Origin of the sequence: Fusicatenibacter sp., from assembly GCF_050872605.1 — a bacterium.
In the GTDB taxonomy this organism is placed as follows: Bacteria; Bacillota; Clostridia; order Lachnospirales; family Lachnospiraceae; genus Fusicatenibacter.
This window is the reverse complement of the sequence record NZ_JBNMHD010000027.1, coordinates 1-22,740: the sequence shown is the minus strand read 5'-3', so window position 1 is coordinate 22,740 and position 22,740 is coordinate 1. Positions and strand designations below refer to the sequence as shown.

Sequence of the window (22,740 nt, the reverse complement as noted above, 5' to 3'; positions counted from 1 at the left end):
TGTTTCGCTGCGTAAGAAAGTGATTCAGGTGTGAGCAGCCCTCCTTTTGCACAGCAAAACTTTAAATGAGGGCTGCGAATGTTACAGTTCGCTGGGTACCGGTGAACTGTAACCGAAAAAGAGGAAAGGGGAGTTTTCAACATGGAAAACGAACTATTTGAGAAAACAAAAGTGTCAAAAGCATATATGACCCTCGCGCTTCCAGTTGTGCTCGGCATGGTGGTATCGCTGATCTATAATATGGTAGATACCTTCTTCATCGCGCGGACCGGAAACACCGCACTGATCGCCGGCGTATCGCTCGGCACACCGATCTTCACGCTGATGATCGCACTCGGAGACATCTTCGGCGTCGGCGGAAGTTCTGTGATTTCGCGCCTCTTCGGCAAAAAAGAGTACGAGGACGGAAGACGGATCAGCGTATTCTGCTTTTATGCAGCGATTGCTGTCGGCATTGTGGTCAGCATCATTCTGCTTGTCGCAAAACAGCCGATTCTTGGCCTGCTCGGCTGCGATGAGACGACGTGGCAGTATGCGGGGGACTATTACCAGTGGATTGCGCTCGGCGCACCGTTTATCATCGTACAGCTGACACCGAACAACCTGGTGCGCACCGAAGGTTTTGCCAAAGCATCCATGATCGGAACGATGATCGGAGCCGTGGTCAACATCATTCTCGACCCGGTTTTTATCTACACCCTCGGCCTGGGAGCAGCAGGAGCAGCGATTGCAACAGTCATCGGCAATATTTGCGGTGATATTTTCTATGTGATCTTTATGATGAAGAAATGCCGTTATCTCTCCGTCGATTTCCGGAAACTGAAAGTGACCGGCGCGGAAGTTCTGGCTGTCCTTGCAATCGGCATTCCGGCCTCTGTCACCAACTTCATGCAGAGCATCGGCGTGACGCTGACGAACCGCTTTTTACAGCCGTATGGAACCGACAAAGTCGCAGCGATGGGAATTGCCCTCAAAATTATTATGATTTCCGTTCTTGTCATGGTTGGTTTTGCCTTCGGCGGACAGCCGCTGGTCGGATACAACTATGGTGCAAAGAACAAAAAACGTTTCAACGAGACAATCCGTTTCGCCTTCCTTCTGGAAGTACTGACCGGTGCCGGAATGGCGATTGTGCTCGGTGCGGCGGCTCCGCTTCTGGTGGGACTGTTCTTAAAAGATGCCAGTGTAATCGCAGTCGCCCAGCAGATCCTACGCGTCCAGCTCATCGGTATGCCGTTTGTAGGTATCGTACTCGCATCGACCTGTATTTTCCAGGCAATCGGAAACGGGGCAGGCGCACTGATTCTCTCAGCAGGACGTCAGGGTGTGATTTTTGCCATTGTAATTTTCTGCGCTTCAAAACTTGCCGGCTTCTCCGGGATCATTGCCTCCCAGCCGGTTTCCGATTTTCTCACTGCACTGGTGGCGGTGGTGATTCTGCTTCACTGGAAAAAGAAAGAATTTGCAAAATAAAAAAGAACAGCAAAGCGGCTGCGGCACAGCGTTCCGGAACAGGAACCTGCCGCAGCCGTTTTTGATATGCGGAGAAAACAGGATTCCTGCACAGGCGGCCGCCACGTCAAAAACACGTAAAAGTGACGAAAAACCGTTCCTTAATTCGGCAGTATTACGGGATTGCATTCCGGGAAAACAAGATATAAAATGGCATGAGATTCGACAAAAAGGGGAAACAAAAACACACAACAACAGGGAGGACATCACATGGCAACAAAGAAAAGTGCAGTAAAAGATCTGACAAACGGCAGCCCGGTAAAACTGATTCTGGGGTTTGCACTGCCGCTGCTGCTCGGTATGCTGTTCCAGCAGTTTTACAGCATGGTCGATACGATTATTGTAGGAAAATTCTTAGGCGCGAAAGCACTCGCAGCCGTTGGAAGCACAGGTTCGATCAACTTCATGATCGTGGGATTCTGTATGGGAGTCTGCAACGGATTTGCGATTCCGGTTGCGCAGATGTTCGGTGCAGGAGATCGGAAAGCACTGTGCCGGTATGTGGGAAACGGAGCCGTTCTGGCCGGCCTTCTTTCGGTGACGATGACCGTTCTTGTCTGCATCTGGTGCCGCGATATTCTGATTCTGATGAAAACCCCGTCCGATATTCTGGACGGCGCATACGCTTATATTTTCGTCATTTTCCTCGGCATTCCGCTGATGGTGCTCTATAACCAGACTTCGGCGATCATGCGGAGCCTCGGCGACAGCCGTTCCCCGCTGATTTTCCTCGGCATCTCTTCGGTATTGAACATCGTGCTTGACCTTCTGCTGGTCCGCCCGATGGGAGTAGCGGGAACTGCGTGGGCAACGATTATCGCGCAGGGAGTCTCCGGATTCTTGTGTCTCTTTTATATGAAGAAAAAATTCACGATCCTCACCTTTACGAGGGAGGACTGGAAGCTGCACAAGCACTATGTGATCAATCTGTGCAACATGGGAATCCCGATGGGTCTGCAGTATTCGATCACCGCAATCGGAAGCGTTATTTTACAGACTGCCGTCAACGGCCTTGGTTCCACGGCGGTTGCCTCTGTCACGGCAGCCGGCAAAATTTCCATGTTCTGCTGCTGCCCGTTCGATGCGCTCGGCTCCACGATGGCGACGTATGCCGGACAGAACGTCGGTGCGAAGAAGATGGATCGTGTCAACACCGGTATTTTGACAAGTTCCATTATCGGAAGCGTGTATTCCGTGGTCGTCTTAGGCGTCATGTTCCTGTGGTCCCGCCAGATCTCGCTTCTTTTTGTGGATGCATCCGAGACGGTCATCCTCGATCAGGCGCGTCAGATGCTGCTGATCAACATGGTATTTTACATTCCGCTGACCCTTGTCAATGTCGTACGCTTTACCGTGCAGGGCATGGGCTTCAGCAAATTTGCAATCCTTGCCGGCGTCTGCGAGATGATCGGCCGTTCGGTGGTAGCCTTTTTCCTGGTTCCGTATTTTGGTTACACCGCAGTCTGCTTCGCAAGCCCGGTGGCATGGATTCTCGCCGATCTGTTTCTCGTTCCGGCGTACCTGTACTGCGCAAAAGCGCTTCGTTCTCTTTTTGAGAAAAATGCGCAGATGATGTAAGCCGTGCCGCAAGATGGACAAGCTGTTTCAATTCTGGTATAATGGAGCCTGGATTTTAGGAAAGCTGAAAAAGAATCCCATAGAAGAGAGGAAGATATCCTATGAAACAGTCGATATTAGAATATAAGAAACTTCTGGAGCAGGAAGGCCTTCTGGTGGAATTTGCAGAGCCGGAAGGAAAAGAAGGAGAGGACAGACCCGTTACCCTCGTAACGTATTTTTCGGGCGGAGCGGATCAGGGAACGCTGTTTCTCTGCAAAGGAGCTGCATTCAAAGAGGCATACTTAAAAGACGCCGTAAACCGCGGTGCTGTTGCCTATGTAAGTGAAAAAAAATACGAAGCGGGAAAAGAAATTCCGGCGCTCATCGTCAACGATGCCAGAAAAGCACAGTTTGTGCTGGGTGAGGCGTTTTACGATTATCCGGCAAAGTCGCTGCATGTCACGGCGCTGACCGGAACAAAAGGAAAGACAACGACAGCCCACTACCTGCAGTCGATGCTCGATGCCTGCCTGAAAAAACAGGGCGGAAACGGCTGTGCGCTGTTAAGTTCGATTGAATATTACGACGGAAAGACGAGAGAAGCATCAACGCTCACCACGCCGGAATCCCTGGAGCTGTGCCGCCATATGCGCAATGCCGTAGATGCAGGCCTTTCCCATATGGTGATGGAAGCATCCTCCCAGGCGCTCAAATACGAGAGAGTCGGAAACACGCATTTTGATACCGCCATTTTCCTGAACATCTCCGAGGACCACATCAGCCCGACGGAGCACAAGGATTTTGATGATTATTTCCAGTCGAAATTAAAGATCTTCGACCGCTGCACCTGCGCCTGCGTGAACCTGGACAGCGATCATATCGAGGAAATCCTGAAAGCTGCGGCAAAATGTGAGCGCGTCGTTACGTTTGGATCGAAAGAAAATGCTGTAATCCGCGTGAGTGATATCAAGCCGGGCAGAGGAAAATTTTATTTCCATGTGGCAGGACCGGATTTCTCGGAAGATTTTACCCTGCCGGTGCACGGAGCCTTCAATGTGGAGAATGCCGTAGCTGCCATTGCGGCTGCCTGGTCGATGGGAATCCCGGTTTCGCTGATCAAGGAAAGCCTCCTTGGCGTCACCGTTCCGGGAAGGATGGAGACGTATGAGAGCAGCGCGGGCGAGGTCACGGCGATCGTGGATTTCGCACACAATGGCCTGAGTTTTGAAAAAATGTTTGATACCGTAGCACTCGAATACCCGGGAAGCCGCGTAAGCGTTGTGTTTGGAGCCCCGGGCGGAAAAGCATTCAACCGCAGAAAAGATATGGGTGAGATTTCCGGAAAACGGGCGGACCGGATTTTCCTCGTACCGGATGATCCGGGAAACGAAGATCCGCAGGCGATCTGTGAGGAGATCGGCGGATACATAGCAAAGGAAGGTGCATCCTTCCAGATTCGCATGGACCGCGGAGCAGCAATCCGGGAGGCGATTCTTGGCGCCGTACCGGGAGAGGTTGTTCTGATCCTTGGAAAAGGCGCGGACGTGACGATACACGTCGGAAACGGAAATGTGCCGTACCGGTCAGATGCCGTCTATGCAAAAGAGGCGCTTGCCGAATATGGAAATGCATTTGCCGAAGCGGCAACGGCCCGTGAAACAGAAGAATAGAAGCAAAACAGAAAAAACAGAGCAAAAAAGACACGGAACAGAAAAATCCGTGTCTTTTTTTGCGTCTGGCGGCAGCAGAAACGAAAATCAGACAGGAAATTTGATGGATACATCCTACAAAATGTAGAAAAGAAGGACAGAAACTAACGCATATGACGGAAAATTGTTAAAAATATAACGAACGAAAGTTAGATATGTGAAACTGAACACAGAAAGCAAAAACCCGGGAACCATGCGGGAAAAGACGAATTCTGCGGGATGAAGGACAAAACTGTAAGTTTTTGGAAAGAATTCTTGTGAAAAAGAACAAAAAATGGTATAATTGTATTGAGATATATCCAGAACACCCCTTCTGGAAGCGTACGGGCTCAGTGAGAAAAAAGATTTCACGAAAATGCTCGAAAAAAACACTTGTTAAATTCTTGTCATAGTGCTATGATAAGAAAAGTGAAAAATTTATCAATCACAAAAACCAACTAGGGGTATTTTAGAAAGGAGTATTTATGAGCAGCAAGATTACCATCATTGGAGCTGGAAGCGTTGGATCTACGATCGCCTATACACTGTCGAACGAAGATATCGCATCTGAGATCGTCCTCATCGATATTAATAAGAAAAAAGTAGAGGGAGAGGTTATGGATATCGCGCAGGGTACCTGCTTCCGCGATCCGGTCTCCATCATTGCCGGTGAGTATGAGGATGCCAAGGACTCTGATATCGTAATTATTACTTCCGGTATTGCAAGAAAGCCTGGCCAGACCCGTATTGAGCTGACCCAGACCAACGTAAACATCTTAAAATCCATCACACCGGAAATCGTAAAAGCGGCTCCGAATGCCATCTACATCATTGTAAGCAACCCGGTTGATATCATGACCTACGTGTTTACAAAGATCTCCGGACTTCCGGAAAACCAGATCCTTGGTTCCGGTACCATGCTGGATTCCGCAAGACTTCGCTGCGGACTGTCTGAACACCTCAACATTGCCCAGAAAAACATCCACGCTTACGTATTCGGTGAGCACGGCGATACTTCCTTCATTCCGTGGAGCGGCGCTTACGTTTCCGGTGTCAGCCTGGACGAGTACTACGAGACCGTAGAAAAAATGGGCAGAGACGTTACCAAGATCGACAAAGATGCTATGCTTGAGTATGTCAGAACCTCCGGTGGACAGGTTATTGCAAACAAAGGAGCTACGTTCTATGCAGTATCTGTTGCAGTATGTAAGCTGGTAGCAACCATTCTTTCTTCTTCCGATTCTGTAGCAACCGTATCTTCCATGATGCACGGTGAGTACGGCATCGAGGATGTATGCTTAAGCACACTGACCCTCGTTGGACCGAAAGGCGTACAGGGCAAGATCCCAATGCGCATGACAAAAGAGGAAGTAGAAAAACTCAAAGCAAGTGCCGATGCATTAAAAGCAGTTATCGCACAGATCGAGCACTAAGAGCGTTTTTTAGCTCAAAACATAAAACCTTATGGCAGTGGCAGAAAGTGCGAAAGAGCGGTATCTCCCACTGCCTTAACGTGCGCCTGAAGGGGTTTTCCGGAGGGTGCACGAAAAGAAGAGTACCGGAAGCTTTTCCGGTGCCGGACAGAAGATACCGCGGGAAAAATGGAAACCAACAGGAGCAAGTAAGAAAGGAGCAATTCCATGACCTACAGTTATTTTCCGGGCTGTACGCTGAAGAACAAAGCAAAAGATCTGGATCACTATGCCAGAGAGTGCGCAAAAGTTCTGGGATTTGAACTGGAAGAAATTGAAAACTGGCAGTGCTGCGGAGCCGTGTATCCACAGGCATCCGATGAAATCGCCACAAAACTTTCTTCGGTTCGCGCCTTAGCAGACGCCAAAGAAAAAGGACAGGATCTGATCACAGTCTGTTCCGCCTGTCATCACGTGATCAAACGCGTAAACGATGACATGGCGAATGTAGAGGACATTCAGACCAAAGTAAACAACTACATGGCTCTTTCCGAGCCGTATCTTGGCGAAACAAAAGTGCTTCATTATCTGGAAGTACTGCGTGACGTCGTTGGATTTGACAAGATCAAAGAGAAAGTGGTAAATCCATTAAAAGGAAGAAAAATCGGCGCATATTACGGCTGCATGCTGCTTCGTCCGAGTACCACAATGCAGTTTGACGATCCGGAAAATCCGACTATCATTGAAGACTTTATCAAGGCCCTTGGCGCAACACCGGTCGTATATCCGATGAGAAATGAGTGCTGCGGTGGCTACATATCCCTGAAAGAAAAGAAAATGGCATCCAACATGGTAGACCAGATCATGGCGTCCGCATCCTACAAAGGAGCAGAAGAACTGATCACCGCATGTCCGCTTTGCATGTACAACCTGCGCAATAACGGAACAAAAGAAGGTCTTCCGGTTACCTACTTTACCGAGCTTCTTGCAGAAGCACTCGGCATCAAAGAGGAGGTGCAGGCATGAAAATTGTAACATCCGATGAAATCCGTGCCATCGCCGGCGTGGATACCAGAAAATGTATGAGATGCGGTAAATGCTCTGCATCCTGCCCTGCTTACAATGAGATGGACATCCGTCCGCATCAGTTCGTATCCTATGTACAGAATGGCGATGTGGAAGCGCTGATGAACTCCAAGTCCATCTGGAAATGCCTCTCCTGCTTCGCATGCGTAGAGCGCTGTCCAAGAGACGTAAAACCTGCCAAACTGATCGAGGCAGTCCGTCTTTCTGTCATCCGCCAGAAAGGTGAGAATTATCTCTCCCCGGATGAAATTCCGGCACTTCTGGACGATGAGACTCCGCAGCAGCTGCTGATGAGTGCATTCCGTAAATATAGAAAGTAAAAAACAACCCATCCACAGAAAGGTGAGAGAAAAGTGCAAAGAATAGGAGTATTTGTCTGCCACTGCGGTACAAATATTGCGGCTACCGTTGATGTTAAAAAAGTTGTTGATGTCATCAGCAAAGAGCCGGGTGTTGTACATGCAGAGGATTATCAGTATATGTGTTCCGAAACAGGTCAGCAGAAAGTGATCGATGCCATTCAGAACGAGCATCTGACCGGCGTTGTGATCTGTTCCTGCTCTCCGCGTATGCATGAAGGAACGTTCCGCAAAGCAGCAGAAAAAGCGGGTCTGAACCCGTATCAGCTGGAGATTGCAAACATTCGTGAGCAGTGTTCCTGGATTCATAAAGATATGGAAGAGGCTACCGAGAAGGCCGTGATCCTGGCCCGTGCAGCCGTTGCAAAAGTTATGCTGGACACCCCGCTTACCCCGGGCGAGAGCCGCGTTGTAAAACGTGCGCTGGTGATCGGAGGCGGTATCGCAGGTATTCAGACAGCACTGGATATCGCAGATGCAGGCTATGAAGTAGATATCGTAGAGAAGACCCCGAGTATCGGCGGAAGAATGTCCCAGCTTGATAAAACCTTCCCAACCCTCGACTGTTCTTCCTGTATCCTGACTCCTCGTATGGGAGAGGTAAATGCCCATGAGAAGATCAACATCTATACCTACAGTGAAGTAGAGAGCGTTGGCGGATTTGTCGGTGATTTCAAAGTAGACATCCGCAAAAAAGCAAGATACGTAGATATGGACAAATGTACCGGATGTGGTCTCTGCCAGGAGAAATGTCCATCCAAGAAAAACTTAAGCGAGTTCAACCGTGGACTGTCCACACGTACTGCAATTTACACACCGTTCGCACAGGCAGTTCCGAATGTGCCGGTCATTGATACTGCAAACTGTATCCATTTTAAAACCGGAAAATGCGGTATCTGTTCCAAAGTCTGTGCAGCAGGTGCAGTAAATTACGATCAGAAAGATGAAGTAATTACCAGAGAGTACGGTGCCATCGTTGTTGCAACCGGTTTTGATACCATCAATCTGGATAAGTTTGATGAATATTATTACAACCAGAGCAAGGATGTTATTACCTCTCTTGAGATGGAGCGTCTGATGAACGCTGCCGGCCCGACAGGCGGTAAAGTAGTACGTCTTTCCAATGGCGAGCATCCGAAGGATATCGTATTTATCCAGTGCGTTGGTTCCCGTGACGTAACCTGCAGAGGAAAGAGCTATTGCTCCAAGATCTGCTGTATGTACACCGCAAAACAGGCTATGCTGGTGCGTGACCACTATCCGGATGTCAATGTACATGTTTTCTACATTGATGTTCGTACCCCGGGTAAGAACTTCGATGAGTTCTACCGCCGTGCAGTAGAAGAGTTTAGTGTAGACTATATTAAAGGTCAGGTAGGAAAAGTATCTGAGGCTCCGAACGGACGTCTTCTGGTACAGGGATCCGATCTTCTGGACAACCGCCAGATTAAGATGGAAGCAGATCTTGTTGTCCTTGCAACGGCAATCGAGCCGAGTAAAGATGCAAGAAAACTGGCTACCATGCTGACTGCAAGTATGGATACCAACGACTTCTTTACCGAGGCACACGCAAAACTGCGTCCGGTCGAGTCTCCGACCGCAGGAGTTTTCCTCTCCGGTGTATGCCAGGGACCAAAAGATATTCCGGAAACCGTTGCACAGGCCGGAGCAGCTGCTGTTAAAGTAGTCGGACTGCTTGCAAAAGACAAACTGACCACCAACCCGTGTACAGCAGAATCCAATCCGCTGTTCTGTAACGGATGTGCATCCTGTGAAAAAGTCTGCCCATACGGCGCGATTTCTTACGAAGATCGTCAGGTCAACGACCACGGAATCCGCGAAACCAGACATGTGGCAGTCGTTAACGGCGCACTTTGCCATGGATGTGGTGCATGTACCGTTGCATGTCCGTCCGGTGCTATGGACCTGAAAGGATTCTCCAATAGACAAATTCTCGCGGAGGTAGATGCAATATGCCGATAGATAACAACGAAAACAAAGAATTTAAGCCAGTCATCGTGGCATTCTGCTGCAACTGGTGCTCCTACGCAGGAGCAGACCTGGCAGGTTCCAGCCGCCTTTCCTATCCGGCAGATGTAAAGATCATCCGTGTTCCATGTTCCTGCCGTGTTAATCCGCTCTTTATCTTAAGAGCATTCCAGAAGGGTGCTGACGGAGTTATTCTCTGCGGATGTCATCCGGGAGACTGCCATTACAGTACAGGAAACTATTATGCAAGAAGACGTATGACCCTGCTGTTCTCCATGCTCGATTACATTGGTGTTGAGAACGGACGTACCCGTGTGGAATGGGTATCCGCCGCAGAAGGTGTGAAATTCTCCCAGACCATGAACGAGTTCATTGAGCAGGTGAGAAGTCTTGGTAAGAATGTCAGATTGGAGGATTTACGATGCAAGAAAAATTAGTATCACGCGCAAAAGAGCTTCTGTCTGACGGTACCGTAGTCCGCGTTCTTGGCTGGAGAAAAGGCGATACAGATTTCAGCGCAGAGCCTGCATTTTTTGAAAGTGCCGAGAGTTTTGACGAATTTACCTATGACGGATTCTGTGGTGCCAACTTAAGCAAATACATGATTAAAGCATCAAAAGAAGAGGGAAAAACACTCGTTTTCTTAAAACCGTGCGATACCTACAGCTTTAATCAGTTAATCAAAGAGCATCGTGTGGACCGTGAGAAAACCTACATCGTTGGTGTAGGATGCGACGGAAAACTCGATATTGAGAAAATCCGTGAAGCAGGCTGCAAGGGTATTACCGCTGTAACAGAGGACGGCGATACCATCAAAGTTGCAACGGTTTACGGTGACAAAGAGCTGAAAAGAGAGGATGTCATCCTCGAGAGATGTAAGGCCTGCAAAGGTGGAAAACATGTAGCATACGACGAGCTCGCAGAAGGCTGTGACGAGGAAAAACCGGCAAAAGAAGGCCGTTTCGAACTGGTTGAAAAGCTTGAGGCAATGGCTCCGGAAGAACGGTTCGCATTCTGGCAGAATGAGCTTTCCCGCTGTATCCGCTGTAATGCATGCCGCAACGTATGTCCGGCCTGCAGCTGTATTAAGTGCGTATTTGACAATGACCGTTACGATACTGCACAGAAAGCAAACACTACGACATTTGAGGAGCAGATGTTCCACATCATCCGTGCATTCCACGTTGCCGGACGCTGTACGGACTGCGGTGAGTGTTCCCGCGTATGTCCGCAGCATATTCCGCTGCACCTTCTGAATCGTAAATTCATCAAAGATATCGATGAGTTCTACGGAGAGTATCAGGCAGGAGAAGACACTGACAGCCGTGCACCGCTCACCAACTTCACACAGGAAGATGTAGAGCCAAGTATCGTCAAGGAAAGGGGTTAAGGGATGTATCAGATTAGCAGAGAAAAAATGCCGGAGCTCCTTGCCGCTGTTGCAAAGGAGATGGATCTTTTCCTTCCGGTACAAAACAATGGAATTACCAATTTCGGTTTTTGGACTGAGGACGCGAAGGTGGATCTCGATACCTTAAAAACCGTAAAATCCCCAAAAGACGCCTTTTTCCCGCAGAGTGAAGTTCTTTACTCCTGCTATCAGAAGGCAAATAAGACAAGCATTGAACCGGCAGCATTAAAAGACGCACCGTTCGCTATTTTCGGCGTTCGTCCATGTGATGTCCGTGCTTTCGATGTTCTGGACCGCGTATTCTTAAGCGAGCCGGCTGACGTTTACTATGCAGCAAGAAGAGAGCATGGCATCGTGGTTTCTCTTGCATGCCATGAACCGGAAGACAGCTGCTTCTGTAAGACCTTCGGCATCGATGCGGCAGAACCGCAGGCAGATGTTGCGATGTGGCAGGTAGCTGACGGTTATGCATGGGAAGCAAAAACCGAAAAGGGTGAGAAACTGACAGAGCTTGTAAAAGAGTACCTCACCGAGCAGGATCTTACAAAAGAGGTTGAGGCTGAAAAAGAAGCGATCCGTACCCTGATCGACAAGATGCCAAACAGCAATCTCTCCCTCGAGGGATGGGGTGTAGGCAAGACAAAAGAGCGTTTCGATGATCCGAAATGGAAAGAGCTTTCCGACGCCTGCTTAGGCTGCGGAACCTGTACGTTCTCCTGTCCGACCTGCCAGTGCTATGATATCAAGGATTTCAATACCGGAAACGGCGTACAGCGTTATCGCTGCTGGGATTCCTGCATGTACTCTGACTTCACGATGATGGCAGCAGGAAACAACCGTACCACACAGATGCAGCGTTTCCGTCAGCGTTTCATGCACAAGCTGGTTTACTTCCCGGACAACAACGATGGAATGTATTCCTGTGTCGGATGCGGACGCTGCGTAGAGAAATGCCCGCAGTCGCTGAATATCGTAAAAGTCATCAAACGCATGGGAGGTACCAAGTAAATGTGCAATTGTAGTTGTGGAAGCGAAGAAAAGAAAAACGCTTTGCTGCCGCAGGTAGGTATCATCACAGATATCCGCCGCGAAACACCGGACGTAAAGACATTCCGTATCGTTCGTCCGGACGGCACCAAGCTGTTTGAACATATGCCTGGCCAGTGCGCAATGCTCTGCGTGCCGGGCGTTGGAGAGGCACTGTTTTCCATTACATCCTCACCGACAAACAAAGAGTACCAGGAGTTCTCAATTAAAGAGTGCGGTACTTTGACAAATTATCTTCATAATATGTCCGTAGGAGATGAAATCCTGGTTCGTGGACCGTACGGAAATCATTTCCCGGTAGAAACTGTATTAAAAGGACAGGACCTGCTGTTCATCGCCGGCGGTATCGGACTTGCTCCGCTGCGTTCCGTGATCAATTACGTACTGGACAATCGTGATAATTATGGTACCGTAGATATCGTTTACGGTTCCCGTTCCAAGGATGATCTGGTACAGTTAAAAGAGATCCAGGAAGTATGGGCGAAAGCAAAAGATGTCAACGTGCATCTGACGATTGACCGTGAGCAGGAAGGCTGGGACGGCCATGTAGGATTCGTTCCGAATTATGTGAAAGAACTGAACATGTCCGTTGACAAAACAGCTCTGATCTGCGGACCGCCGATCATGATCAAATTTGTTCTTCAGGGACTTCAGGAACTGGGCTATGAGAAAACACAGGTTTACACCACTTTGGAGCTTCGTATGAAATGCGGTATCGGAAAATGCGGCCGCTGCAACATCGGAGATAAATACGTCTGCAAGGACGGCCCTGTTTTCCGCTGCGACGAGATTGACGAATTACCGAACGAATATTAAACGGAGGTTGAAGAAAATGCAGGAAATGGTAAATATTTACGTTTACGGCAAGAAGTATTCCGTACCTGGCGATCTGACCATCATGACCGCTATGGAGTATGCCGGATATCAGTTAAAACGCGGATGCGGATGCCGTCACGGATTCTGCGGTGCATGTGCGACCATCTACAGAATCAAAGGAAAGAATGAGCTGAAAACCTGTCTGGCATGTCAGACACAGGTAGAAGACGGTATGTATATCGCAAGCCTTCCGTTCTATCCGATCGACAAGAGAACCTACGATATCGAAGAGATCAGCGCAGAGCAGAGAGTCATGATGGATCTGTATCCGGAAATCTACAGCTGCGTTGGATGTAATGCATGTACCAAAGGATGTCCTCAGGATCTGAACGTTATGCAGTATATCGCATACGCACAGAGAGGCGACTTCAAAAAATGTGCAGAAGAGTCCTTCGACTGCATCGGCTGTGGAATCTGCGCATCCCGCTGTCCGGCCGGAATCTCCCATCCGATGGTAGGAGAGCTGGCAAGACGTCTGAATGGAAAATATATTGCTCCGAAGTCTGAACACGTAAAGAACCGTGTAGCAGAGATCAACGAAGGAAAATTCGATGATCTGATCGAGAAGGTTATGAACAAACCGATCGAGGAAATGCAGGAACTTTACAACAACCGTGAGATTGAGAAATAAGGAGGGAAATTCGAATGTATACACTGGCTAATATGCAGGAATCCATCAAAAAGGTGGAAGCTACCAGAGCCCAGAGAATGGCAAATGAGCCAAGAAGAATGACAGCGGATGAGAAAGATGCCCTTCTTGCAGCATATCATCCGGACTATAAAGAGGAAGGCTTCATTACCCTGAAAGTCGGCCCGAACAAAGGCGAGAAAGTTCCGACAGAGCTCGGCTACCTGCTGGAGTCCAACAGCCGTATTTTAGGTGTTGATATTGACCTTGACAAAGTAGATTACGACGTAGACGTACTCGTGATCGGTGCCGGCGGAGCAGGTTCTTCTGCAGCGATCGAAGCACACGAGGCAGGCGCAAACGTTATGATTACCACCAAGCTCCGTATCGGTGATGCAAACACCATGATGGCTGAGGGTGGTATCCAGGCAGCTGACAAAGAGAACGACTCCCCGGCACAGCATTATCTCGATGCATTCGGCGGCGGACACTTTGCTGCAAGACCGGAACTGCTCCGCAAGCTCGTAATGGAAGCTCCGGATGCAATCTCCTGGCTGGAGAATCTCGGCGTTATGTTCGATAAAGATGAGAACGGCCGTATGGTAACAACACACGGCGGCGGAACCTCCAGAAAACGTATGCACGCTTGCCGTGACTACTCCGGAGCAGAGATCATGAGAACTCTGCGTGATGAAGTCATCAACCGTGGAATCCCGGTTGTTGAGTTCTCTTCCGCTGTAGAGCTGATCAAAGACGACAAGGGACAGGTCGCAGGTGCTGTTCTCCAGAACATGGAGACTGGCGAGTACCAGGTAGCAAAAGCAAAAACGGTCATCATCGCAACCGGTGGTGCAGGACGCCTTCACTACAATAACTTCCCAACCTCTAACCACTACGGTGCAACCGCTGACGGTCTGATCCTCGGATACCGTGCAGGTGCTCCGCTTCTGTATCAGGATACCATTCAGTACCATCCGACTGGAGCTGCTTACCCGGCTCAGATCTTCGGTGCTCTGGTAACCGAGAAAGTACGTTCTCTTGGCGCAATGCTCGTAAACGTAGACGGCGAAGCATTCATGCATCCGCTGGAAACCCGTGACGTATCCGCAGCAAGCATCATCCGCGAGTGCTCCGACGACCGCAACGAGGGCGTTGAGACTCCGCAGGGCAAAGCTGTATGGCTGGATACCCCGATGATCGAGCTGCTTCACGGAGAAGGAACCATCGAGAAGAGAATCCCGGCTATGTTCCGTATGTTCATGCAGTATGGTATCGATATGAGAAAAGAGCCGATTCTGGTTTATCCGACCCTGCATTATCAGAACGGTGGTCTGGAAATCAACGGCGAAGGCTTCACCAATACGGTAAACAACCTGCTTGTAGCAGGCGAGGCTGTCGGAGGAATCCACGGAAGAAACCGTCTGATGGGCAACTCTCTGCTTGACGTTATTGTATTTGGCCGCGATGCAGGAAAAGCTGCTGCAGCAAAAGCCAAAGACGTAACGCTTGGCAAGATGAATCTGGATCACGTTGAGAAATACGCTGAGACCTTAAAAGAGGCAGGTATTGATACCGGTATGGTATCTCCGCAGCTTCTGCCGGATTATGCAGGTAAAAGACACCTGTAAAATGCAGTAACCGCGAAAAAGCGTGGCCCGGGGCAGAAGTACTGTCCCTGGACACGCTTTCCGTGCTGAAAATCCATTGGATGATCGGTATGATAAAATAGAAGGAAAGAAAGGTGGAGAATCCCATGCGTGAAATTCAGGCTAGTACCATTACGGATGTGGTAGAAAAACTTTGTATCGAAGCAAACTATCATCTTCCGGAAGACGTAAAATGTGCCATTACAGGCTGCCGTGCCTGCGAGGATGGCGAAATTGCAAAAGGCGTTCTGGATAAAATCGTAGAGAACTACGAAATTGCAGATGCACAGAACGTGCCGATCTGCCAGGATACCGGAATGGCATGTGTTTTCCTGGAAATCGGACAGGATGTACACATTGCCGGAGGAGATCTTGCAGAGGCAGTCAATGAAGGCGTCAGAAGAGGCTACGATAAAGGATATTTAAGAAAATCTGTTGTCAAAGATCCGGTCAGAAGAGGAAACACCGGAGACAATACCCCGGCTATGCTCTACACCGAGATCGTTCCTGGCGATCAGATCAAAGTAACCGTAGGCCCGAAAGGCTTCGGAAGCGAAAATATGAGTATGATCCGCATGTTTAAACCGTCTGCAGGTCTTCAGGGAATCAAAGATTTCATTCTGGAAGTTGTTGAGACAGCAGGCCCGAACCCATGCCCGCCTATGGTAGTCGGCGTTGGTATCGGCGGAACCTTCGATAAATGTGCACTGCTTGCGAAAAAAGCGCTGATGCGCCCGATCGATTCCGAGAATCCGGATCCGTTCTATGCAGATCTGGAGAAAGAAATGCTGGAGAAAGTGAACAAGCTCGGCATCGGACCGCAGGGCTTTGGCGGAAAGACCACAGCTATCGGCCTCAACATCGAGACAATGCCGACTCATATCGCGGGAATGCCGTGTGCAGTCAACATCAACTGCCATGTTACCCGTCATAAAACGGAGGTGATCTGATCATGGAAAAACATATTCAGCTGCCTTTAACAGAGGAACTGGCAAAAACACTGCATGCCGGAGATACCGTATATCTGACCGGAACTATCTATACTTCCCGTGACGCCGGACATAAGAGAATGTGTGAAGCGCTCGCAAGAGGAGAAAAAATCCCGTTTGATCCTACCGATGCTACAATTTATTACGTAGGACCGACTCCTGCAAAACCAGGTCAGGTTATCGGAAGTGCCGGCCCTACCACCAGCGGTCGTATGGATGCTTATGCTCCGACGATGATGTCTGTAGGCGCAAGAGGAATGATTGGTAAAGGCGCACGTCTTCCGGAAGTGGTAGAAGCCATGAAGAAATATCATGGTGTATATTTCGGAGCCATTGGCGGAGCCGGTGCACTGCTTGCAAAATGCATCAAAAAAGCAGAGCTGATCGCATACGAAGATCTCGGTGCAGAGGCACTTCGCCGTCTGGAAGTAGAAGATATGCCACTGTTTGTTATTATCGACAGCTACGGAAACAATCTGTATGAGATGGGAAGAAAAGAGTACTTAGAAGCGCATAAAGAAGACTAAAGGTTACATTTGTAACGACGAAATACAAGAGAGACCATAGACCTGTCTGATTATTTCAGACAGGTCTCAAGCTGAAAAGACATCAGGGCATTGACACTTGCAAGCGACTTTCGGCAGAAAAAGAAATGAAAGAGGAAGAAAAACATGACTGTAGAAATGATAAGCCACTTACTGGAAGCACTGATGATCCTGTGCTTTGGCCTGTCCTGGCCGCTGTCCATTTATAAATCCTGGACTTCAAGAACAGCAAAAGGAAAGAGCCTTTACTTTGAGGTGTTCATCTGGATCGGATATATTTTCGGTATTGCCAACAAATTTATCAGCTATATGAACAACCCGGACAAAGACTGGATCTTTTTCCTTGCATGGGCTTTCTATTTCCTGAACATTGCAGAGATCACCGTAGATATGGTGCTGTACTTCCGCAATGTAAAACTGGATAAGAAAAGAGAAGCAGAGAAATAAAGCAGCGGAATACAGTTAAATTTACAGAATCCCCGGCGGTGCGGCATTTGATGCGGCATCGGCGGGGATTCTTACGTTTTGCTTAAAATATCTTACGATTTCTGAGATCGCTTGCAGGGGGGGAAGGATTCTGTATAATGGAGTTATCAAGAGACGATCGGTGTAAGAGAAAGGAGGATTTTTATGAAACAATATGCATGGATCATGGCAGCATGCCTGACGGCAGCGATGGTAAGCGGATGCGGAGTAGCTCAGAAAGGTGAGGCGGGAAATGGATCAGAAAGTACAGCTGCGAGTTCAGAAAGATCGGGGGATGCTGTGCCGGAGGGTGCGGAAGCAGAGAACGAAAAAGGTGCCACGGCAGTGAAGCTCTCAGAAGGAGAAATTTACCGGGATGATTTCGATGGGGATGGGAAGGAAGAAGAATTTTCCTTTACCTTTGAGGGGGATGGAAAGGACAATCATAATCTGGAGCTTTATGCTTATACGATGCAGATGAACTGTGACGGTCTGGGATATCAGAAAGAACTGTATGGAGGATATGAAGAGACGTGGATGATTCGAAGTGCAGATGGTGATCATTATCTGTATCAGGAATCTTATGGCGAAGATCTCATGCATTCTGTGACGGTTTTTCGGGTAACATCCGATGAAATTGCAGAAGCGGGAAAAGCAGAGGGAAGAATCGGAGACGAAGGAATTCAGGATGTGAATGCATTCCAGTGGGCTGACAGGATCTATATGCTTGGGACATATGCAGGATATCGAACGGTTGGTGTTGGGGAAGATGGACTTCCAGAGGCAAAAGAAGATGCTTATACGATCGAATGGCTGACAGGACCGCTGGTTGTCAAGGAGGGAACGACCCTGACGGCAGAAATTTTTAACAGCAATGGAAACCCGGAAAATATCGTGCTTACGAGCGGAACAGAGCTGACTCCGAAAAAGACAGATGGAACAACGTATGTGGATGCAGAACTTTCCGATGGAACGATGTGCCGAATCCATATAGAAACTGCGGAAGGTTTTCCACATACGATTGACGGTGTCGATGAACATGAATATTTTGAGTCAATTCCATACGCGGGATGACCCACACCGCCAAAAGAAGGGATTGCGGGAACGCAAAAAGCAGGGTATACTTGTGTATAGAATCTGCTTGACTTAAAGTGCACTTCATAGTTTAAAATAAAGAAAGCTGGAGATTTGCCGTGTCAGAAAAAAAGAAGGTTCTGGCAGAGCAGAGGTTTCGGCTTTCTTTTTATGTTGTATCGTAATTGGGTGTGAAAAAAAGGAAAAAACGAAAACGAGGTGAATGCTTTGGAGGCAAGAGAGGTATTAGAAAAAGTAAAAAACAACGAAATCTCGATCGAAGAGGCAGAAAAATATTTCAAAAAAGAGCCGTTCGAGGAGATGGGATATGCGAAGCTGGATACGCACCGGGAAATCCGGAGCGGGTTCCCGGAGGTCATTTTCTGTGCGCGGAAGGCGGATGAGCATCTGCTGAAGATTTTTACGCGCCTGTATGAGCAGGACGGAGAGGTTTTCGGAACGAGAGCCGGTGAGCATCAGTACGAGCTGATCCGGGAGAAGTTCCCGGAAGTGGTGTATGATCCGCTGTCCCATATTCTGAAAATAGAAAAAAAAGACAAAAAGAGGATCGGAAAAATCGCTGTCTGTACGGCGGGAACTGCGGATATTTCGGTTGCTGAGGAAGCGGCACAGACCGCAGAATACTTCGGTGCAAACGTTGAGCGTATCTACGATGTCGGTGTGAGCGGTATCCACCGCCTGCTGTCGCGTCTCGATACGATTCAGAGCGCTAACTGCGTCGTAGCCGTTGCCGGAATGGAGGGGGCGCTGGCGAGCGTGCTCGGCGGCTTGGTGGACAAGCCGGTGATTGCTGTTCCGACATCCGTTGGCTACGGAGCCAGCATGAACGGTCTTTCGGCGCTGCTCACAATGATCAATTCCTGCGCGAACGGAATTGCCGTCGTGAATATCGACAATGGCTATGGAGCCGGATATATTGCAACACAGATTAACAGAATGGGAGTACATCAAGATGAGTAAAAGTTTATATCTGGAGTGCGGGAGCGGAATCAGCGGAGATATGACCGTTGCAGCGCTGCTCGACCTGGGAGCAGACCGGGAAGTGCTGGAGAAATCACTGGAAAGCTTGAAACTGCCGGGATACGAAATTGCAATTACAAGAGTGAAAAAGTCGGGGCTGGATGCCTGCGATTTCAATGTGATTCTGGATGCAGAGCATGAGAACCATGATCACGATATGGCGTATCTGCACGGGGATGGGGCGGAAGTGCATGACCATCCACATGATCACGACCATGAACATGTACACGATCAGGAGCATACGCACGGCCATGAGCATACGCATGATCACGAGCATATGCATGACCACGAACATACACACAGCCATGACCACGATCACACAGAGGAGCATCATCACCATCATGAGCACCGCGGGCTGCCGGAGATTCTTGCGATTATCCGCCGCGGCGATCTGACACCGGGAGCAAGAGCGCTGGCGGAGCGCATTTTCCAGATCCTCGCGGAAGCAGAAGCAAAAGCCCACGGCGTGCCGCTCGATCAGGTGCATTTCCATGAGGTCGGAGCCGTCGATTCCATCGTGGATATCGTCGCTGCTGCTGTCTGTATTGATAATCTGGCGCCGGATGAAGTTATCGTGACGGGCCTCAGCGAGGGAAGCGGCTTTGTCAGATGCCAGCACGGCATGATTCCGGTTCCGGTACCGGCCGTTTTAAATATCGTACAGGCACATGGCCTGACCCTCGTTCCGACCGGAATCCAGGGCGAACTGGTCACACCGACCGGAGCAGCTATTGTAGCGGCAATCCGTACCAAAGAGACACTGCCGGCATCCTTCAAATGTATCAGAACAGGACTTGGCGCCGGAAAACGGACGTATGAGCGCCCGTCACTGCTGCGTGCGATGATGCTCGAAACAGAAGAAAACGACGAGAAAGATACGATCTGGAAGCTGGAGTGCAATATTGATGACTGTACCGGCGAGGCGCTCGGCTACTGCATGGGAAAACTGCTGCGATCAGGCGCAAGAGATGTCCATTACATCCCGGTCTATATGAAGAAAAACCGCCCGGCTTACCAGCTGGATGTAATCTGTGATGATACAACGCGGGAGACGCTGGAAAATATTATTTTCGCCGAGACTACCACAATCGGCATCCGCCGCTGCCGGATGGAGCGCACCGTGATGAAACGCGAGTTTGCGACTATCGCAACTGAGTACGGCGATGCGACAGTCAAGATCTGCCGCCACGGTGAGATTGAAAAAGTTTACCCGGAGTACGAGAGCGCCGCAGCAATTGCAGAAAAAAGCGGCATGCCGGTCGGCGAGGCTGGCGCGTGGATCGTACAGAAATATAAAGAAGGAAACAAAAAAGCATGAGATATTTAAAACCATATTTTTACGACCAGTTTGTATGCACCGCCGGAGACTGCCCGGATACGTGCTGTGCCGGCTGGCAGATCGTGATCGACGAGGATTCCCTGGAGCGGTATGGAAATGAGAAGAGCGAGTTTGGAAAACGTCTGCGCAATTCGATCGACTGGGAGGAAGAGTGTTTTTACCAGAACAATAGCCGCTGTGCATTCCTGAATGATGAAAATCTCTGCGATCTTTACAAGGCACTGGGGCCGGATTCCTTATGTGACACCTGCCGCCTTTATCCGCGCCATACGGAGGAGTACGAGGGTCTGCGTGAATTATCCCTGTCCCTCTCCTGCCCGGAAGCTGCACGGATTATCCTGTCCTGCAAAGAGCCGGTGCGTTTTCTGGAGGAGGAGACCGACGAGGAGGATGATTTTGAAGAGTTTGACTTCATGATGTTCTCCCAGCTGGAAGACACGAGAGATGTTTTGTTCCGGATTCTGCAGAACCGCGAACTGCCGCTGCAGGAGCGCATGACGGCGGCAGAGCAGCTCGCAGAACAGTATCAGATCTGTATGGAGGAGCAGCGGGAGTATGATATCGATGACCTGCTTCGGAAGTATGAAAAGCATCTGGAAGAGGGAACCTTAAGCGAGTGCGTGGCGGAGAGCCTTGCGGAAAAAGGTGTGGATGCTGCATCCTTTCATGCATATGACCGCCAGGTGAAGGAACTTGCCGTTCTCCGCGGTCTCGAGCGTCTTCGTCCGGAATGGGATACTGTGCTTGACGGTACAGAAAAAGCGCTGTATCAGAACGGAAAAACCGCTTATCAGGCCATCTGTGAAGAATTTCACCGCACCTGGGGCGCTGCAGGTGAACGCCGTGCAGAGTGGGAAAACATCGGTGAGCAGCTTCTGATGTTTTTCGTCTACACCTATTTCTGCGGCGCCGTCTACGACGATATGGTCTGTTCCAAAATGGAACTCGCGCTGTTCTCTGTCCGGTGGATTCAGGAAATCCTGATTGCAAGATGGCTGGAAAACGGAAAAACACTTTCCATGCACGATATCGAAGAACTTTCCTGGCGCTATGCGCGCGAGGTGGAGCATTCCGACGATAATCTGAATGCACTTGAGGACTGGCTTTTCGAGACCTATGCGCCGGAGGGATGCGTACTGGAAGAGGAATAGCCCGGATATCCGAGGAGTTTCCTGTACATTTTCACCGATCTGTGCTAGGATAAAGATGTTGTACAGAAAGAAAGAGGGAAAATTATGCAGGAAAAACAAAAGAAATGGATTCTGCGCATTGCGCTTTATCTGATTGGAATTATGGTGCTGGCACTCGGCATCACACTGAATACGAAGACGAACCTCGGCGTATCGCCTATCATCTCCATGCCGTACGCCGTGGCACAGATCTTCGGTTATGAAACAGGAACAGCGGTTTTCGTGGCGTATTTGATCTTCATCATATTACAGATCGTACTTCTGAAAGGAAAATTCCCGCCGTTCCAGCTCTTACAGGTCGCCGCAAGTTATCTGACGAGCGCCTTTATCACCATCTTCGACCGGATTCTCCCGGCACCTGATCAGATGGGAATGCGGCTTCTCGTTCTTGTCCTTGCCATCATTCTTACGGGAATCGGTGCCGCTGTGACCGTAGATGTCAACATCGTCCCAAACCCGGCCGACGGCCTGGCAAGAGTTCTTGGCGAGCGCTGCGGAAAGAACATGGGCTTCGGAAAAAATCTTTTTGATTTCTCCGCCATCGTCATTTCCCTTGCGATCGGCCTTGTCGGTGCCGGCCGCCCGGTAGGAATCGGAATCGGCACTGTTATCCAATGCGTCGAAAAACCCCTTGCTTCAGTAAAACCCCTTGCTTCAGCTATGGGGATATAAGACGCGTCCATCGAATTTACGCAAGTAATTGAAGATGGACAAAATAACAGTTGTATTAATCGATAAAATATCGTATAATACAAATATGAACACAACATATCAATCAAACAATAATGTCGTCTATTCCTGTAAGTACCATGTAGTATGGTGCCCAAAGTATAGACGAAAAGTATTAACGAACGGTGTGGATGTCCGGCTGAAGGAGCTGCTC

At 49.2% G+C, this 22,740-nt stretch carries 23 protein-coding genes; all 23 read left to right on the top strand.

Annotated elements, in window-relative coordinates; translation table 11 throughout:
• The first annotated feature begins 141 nt into the window (after positions 1-141).
• Complete coding sequence (locus ACY2VT_RS09265; protein WP_461879671.1) at positions 142-1,473, top strand: MATE family efflux transporter; 1,332 nt, start codon at positions 142-144, stop codon at positions 1,471-1,473.
• The gene (locus ACY2VT_RS09260) at positions 1,463-1,747 is read left to right on the top strand and encodes a hypothetical protein (RefSeq protein WP_461879670.1); all 285 of its coding nucleotides are present in this window, start codon (positions 1,463-1,465) and stop codon (positions 1,745-1,747) included. The genes ACY2VT_RS09265 and ACY2VT_RS09260 overlap by 11 nt, the downstream gene beginning before the upstream one ends.
• Positions 1,723-3,090, top strand: a complete 1,368-nt coding sequence (locus tag ACY2VT_RS09255; protein WP_461879669.1) for an MATE family efflux transporter — start codon at positions 1,723-1,725, stop codon at positions 3,088-3,090. Before ACY2VT_RS09260 ends, ACY2VT_RS09255 begins: the two co-directional genes overlap by 25 nt.
• 101 nt (positions 3,091-3,191) lie before the next feature.
• Entirely contained in the window at positions 3,192-4,742 is a 1,551-nt protein-coding gene (locus ACY2VT_RS09250; RefSeq protein WP_461879668.1) for a Mur ligase family protein, read from the top strand.
• Between the two features lie 503 nt (positions 4,743-5,245).
• Complete coding sequence (locus ACY2VT_RS09245) at positions 5,246-6,193, top strand: L-lactate dehydrogenase (protein WP_461879667.1); 948 nt, start codon at positions 5,246-5,248, stop codon at positions 6,191-6,193.
• A gap of 207 nt (positions 6,194-6,400) precedes the next feature.
• Positions 6,401-7,198 carry a CoB--CoM heterodisulfide reductase iron-sulfur subunit B family protein gene (locus tag ACY2VT_RS09240; protein WP_022461168.1) on the top strand — a complete coding sequence of 266 codons (798 nt, stop codon included), beginning with the start codon at positions 6,401-6,403 and terminating at the stop codon, positions 7,196-7,198.
• Positions 7,195-7,578 (top strand): 4Fe-4S dicluster domain-containing protein, encoded by a 384-nt coding sequence (locus ACY2VT_RS09235; protein WP_022461169.1) that lies wholly within the window; start codon positions 7,195-7,197, stop codon positions 7,576-7,578. The genes ACY2VT_RS09240 and ACY2VT_RS09235 overlap by 4 nt, the downstream gene beginning before the upstream one ends.
• Before the next feature lie 33 nt (positions 7,579-7,611).
• Entirely contained in the window at positions 7,612-9,600 is a 1,989-nt protein-coding gene (locus ACY2VT_RS09230) for a CoB--CoM heterodisulfide reductase iron-sulfur subunit A family protein (RefSeq protein ID WP_022461170.1), read from the top strand.
• Positions 9,591-10,043 (top strand): hydrogenase iron-sulfur subunit, encoded by a 453-nt coding sequence (locus tag ACY2VT_RS09225; protein WP_118741715.1) that lies wholly within the window; start codon positions 9,591-9,593, stop codon positions 10,041-10,043. Before ACY2VT_RS09230 ends, ACY2VT_RS09225 begins: the two co-directional genes overlap by 10 nt.
• Complete coding sequence (locus ACY2VT_RS09220) at positions 10,028-10,996, top strand: 4Fe-4S dicluster domain-containing protein (RefSeq protein ID WP_461879666.1); 969 nt, start codon at positions 10,028-10,030, stop codon at positions 10,994-10,996. Before ACY2VT_RS09225 ends, ACY2VT_RS09220 begins: the two co-directional genes overlap by 16 nt.
• A gap of 3 nt (positions 10,997-10,999) precedes the next feature.
• The gene (locus tag ACY2VT_RS09215; RefSeq protein ID WP_461873284.1) at positions 11,000-12,025 is read left to right on the top strand and encodes a 4Fe-4S dicluster domain-containing protein; all 1,026 of its coding nucleotides are present in this window, start codon (positions 11,000-11,002) and stop codon (positions 12,023-12,025) included.
• Positions 12,026-12,880, top strand: a complete 855-nt coding sequence (locus ACY2VT_RS09210; RefSeq protein WP_022461174.1) for an FAD/NAD(P)-binding protein — start codon at positions 12,026-12,028, stop codon at positions 12,878-12,880.
• A gap of 16 nt (positions 12,881-12,896) precedes the next feature.
• Complete coding sequence (locus ACY2VT_RS09205; RefSeq protein ID WP_461876833.1) at positions 12,897-13,571, top strand: 4Fe-4S dicluster domain-containing protein; 675 nt, start codon at positions 12,897-12,899, stop codon at positions 13,569-13,571.
• A 14-nt stretch (positions 13,572-13,585) separates the two neighbouring features.
• Positions 13,586-15,196 carry an FAD-binding protein gene (locus ACY2VT_RS09200; RefSeq protein WP_461873286.1) on the top strand — a complete coding sequence of 537 codons (1,611 nt, stop codon included), beginning with the start codon at positions 13,586-13,588 and terminating at the stop codon, positions 15,194-15,196.
• Between the two features lie 125 nt (positions 15,197-15,321).
• The gene (locus tag ACY2VT_RS09195; protein WP_055265393.1) at positions 15,322-16,164 is read left to right on the top strand and encodes a fumarate hydratase; all 843 of its coding nucleotides are present in this window, start codon (positions 15,322-15,324) and stop codon (positions 16,162-16,164) included.
• A gap of 2 nt (positions 16,165-16,166) precedes the next feature.
• The gene (locus ACY2VT_RS09190) at positions 16,167-16,730 is read left to right on the top strand and encodes a Fe-S-containing hydro-lyase (RefSeq protein WP_461873287.1); all 564 of its coding nucleotides are present in this window, start codon (positions 16,167-16,169) and stop codon (positions 16,728-16,730) included.
• 144 nt (positions 16,731-16,874) lie between these two features.
• Positions 16,875-17,195, top strand: a complete 321-nt coding sequence (locus ACY2VT_RS09185) for a hypothetical protein (RefSeq protein WP_022461179.1) — start codon at positions 16,875-16,877, stop codon at positions 17,193-17,195.
• A gap of 183 nt (positions 17,196-17,378) precedes the next feature.
• Positions 17,379-18,287: a hypothetical protein gene (locus ACY2VT_RS09180; RefSeq protein WP_461879665.1), complete on the top strand. Its 909-nt coding sequence runs from the start codon at positions 17,379-17,381 to the stop codon at positions 18,285-18,287.
• Positions 18,288-18,515: 228 nt separating this feature from the next.
• Entirely contained in the window at positions 18,516-19,268 is a 753-nt protein-coding gene (gene larB / locus ACY2VT_RS09175) for a nickel pincer cofactor biosynthesis protein LarB (RefSeq protein WP_461879664.1), read from the top strand.
• Entirely contained in the window at positions 19,261-20,646 is a 1,386-nt protein-coding gene (larC, locus tag ACY2VT_RS09170; protein WP_461879663.1) for a nickel pincer cofactor biosynthesis protein LarC, read from the top strand. The genes larB and larC overlap by 8 nt, the downstream gene beginning before the upstream one ends.
• The gene (gene fliB, locus ACY2VT_RS09165; RefSeq protein ID WP_461879662.1) at positions 20,643-21,818 is read left to right on the top strand and encodes a flagellin lysine-N-methylase; all 1,176 of its coding nucleotides are present in this window, start codon (positions 20,643-20,645) and stop codon (positions 21,816-21,818) included. Before larC ends, fliB begins: the two co-directional genes overlap by 4 nt.
• Before the next feature lie 84 nt (positions 21,819-21,902).
• Positions 21,903-22,529, top strand: coding sequence for a YczE/YyaS/YitT family protein (locus ACY2VT_RS09160; protein WP_461879661.1), 627 nt, complete (start codon positions 21,903-21,905; stop codon positions 22,527-22,529).
• An 85-nt stretch (positions 22,530-22,614) separates the two neighbouring features.
• A partial coding sequence (locus ACY2VT_RS09155; RefSeq protein WP_461879694.1) for a transposase occupies positions 22,615-22,740 on the top strand: 126 nt, incomplete at its 3' end.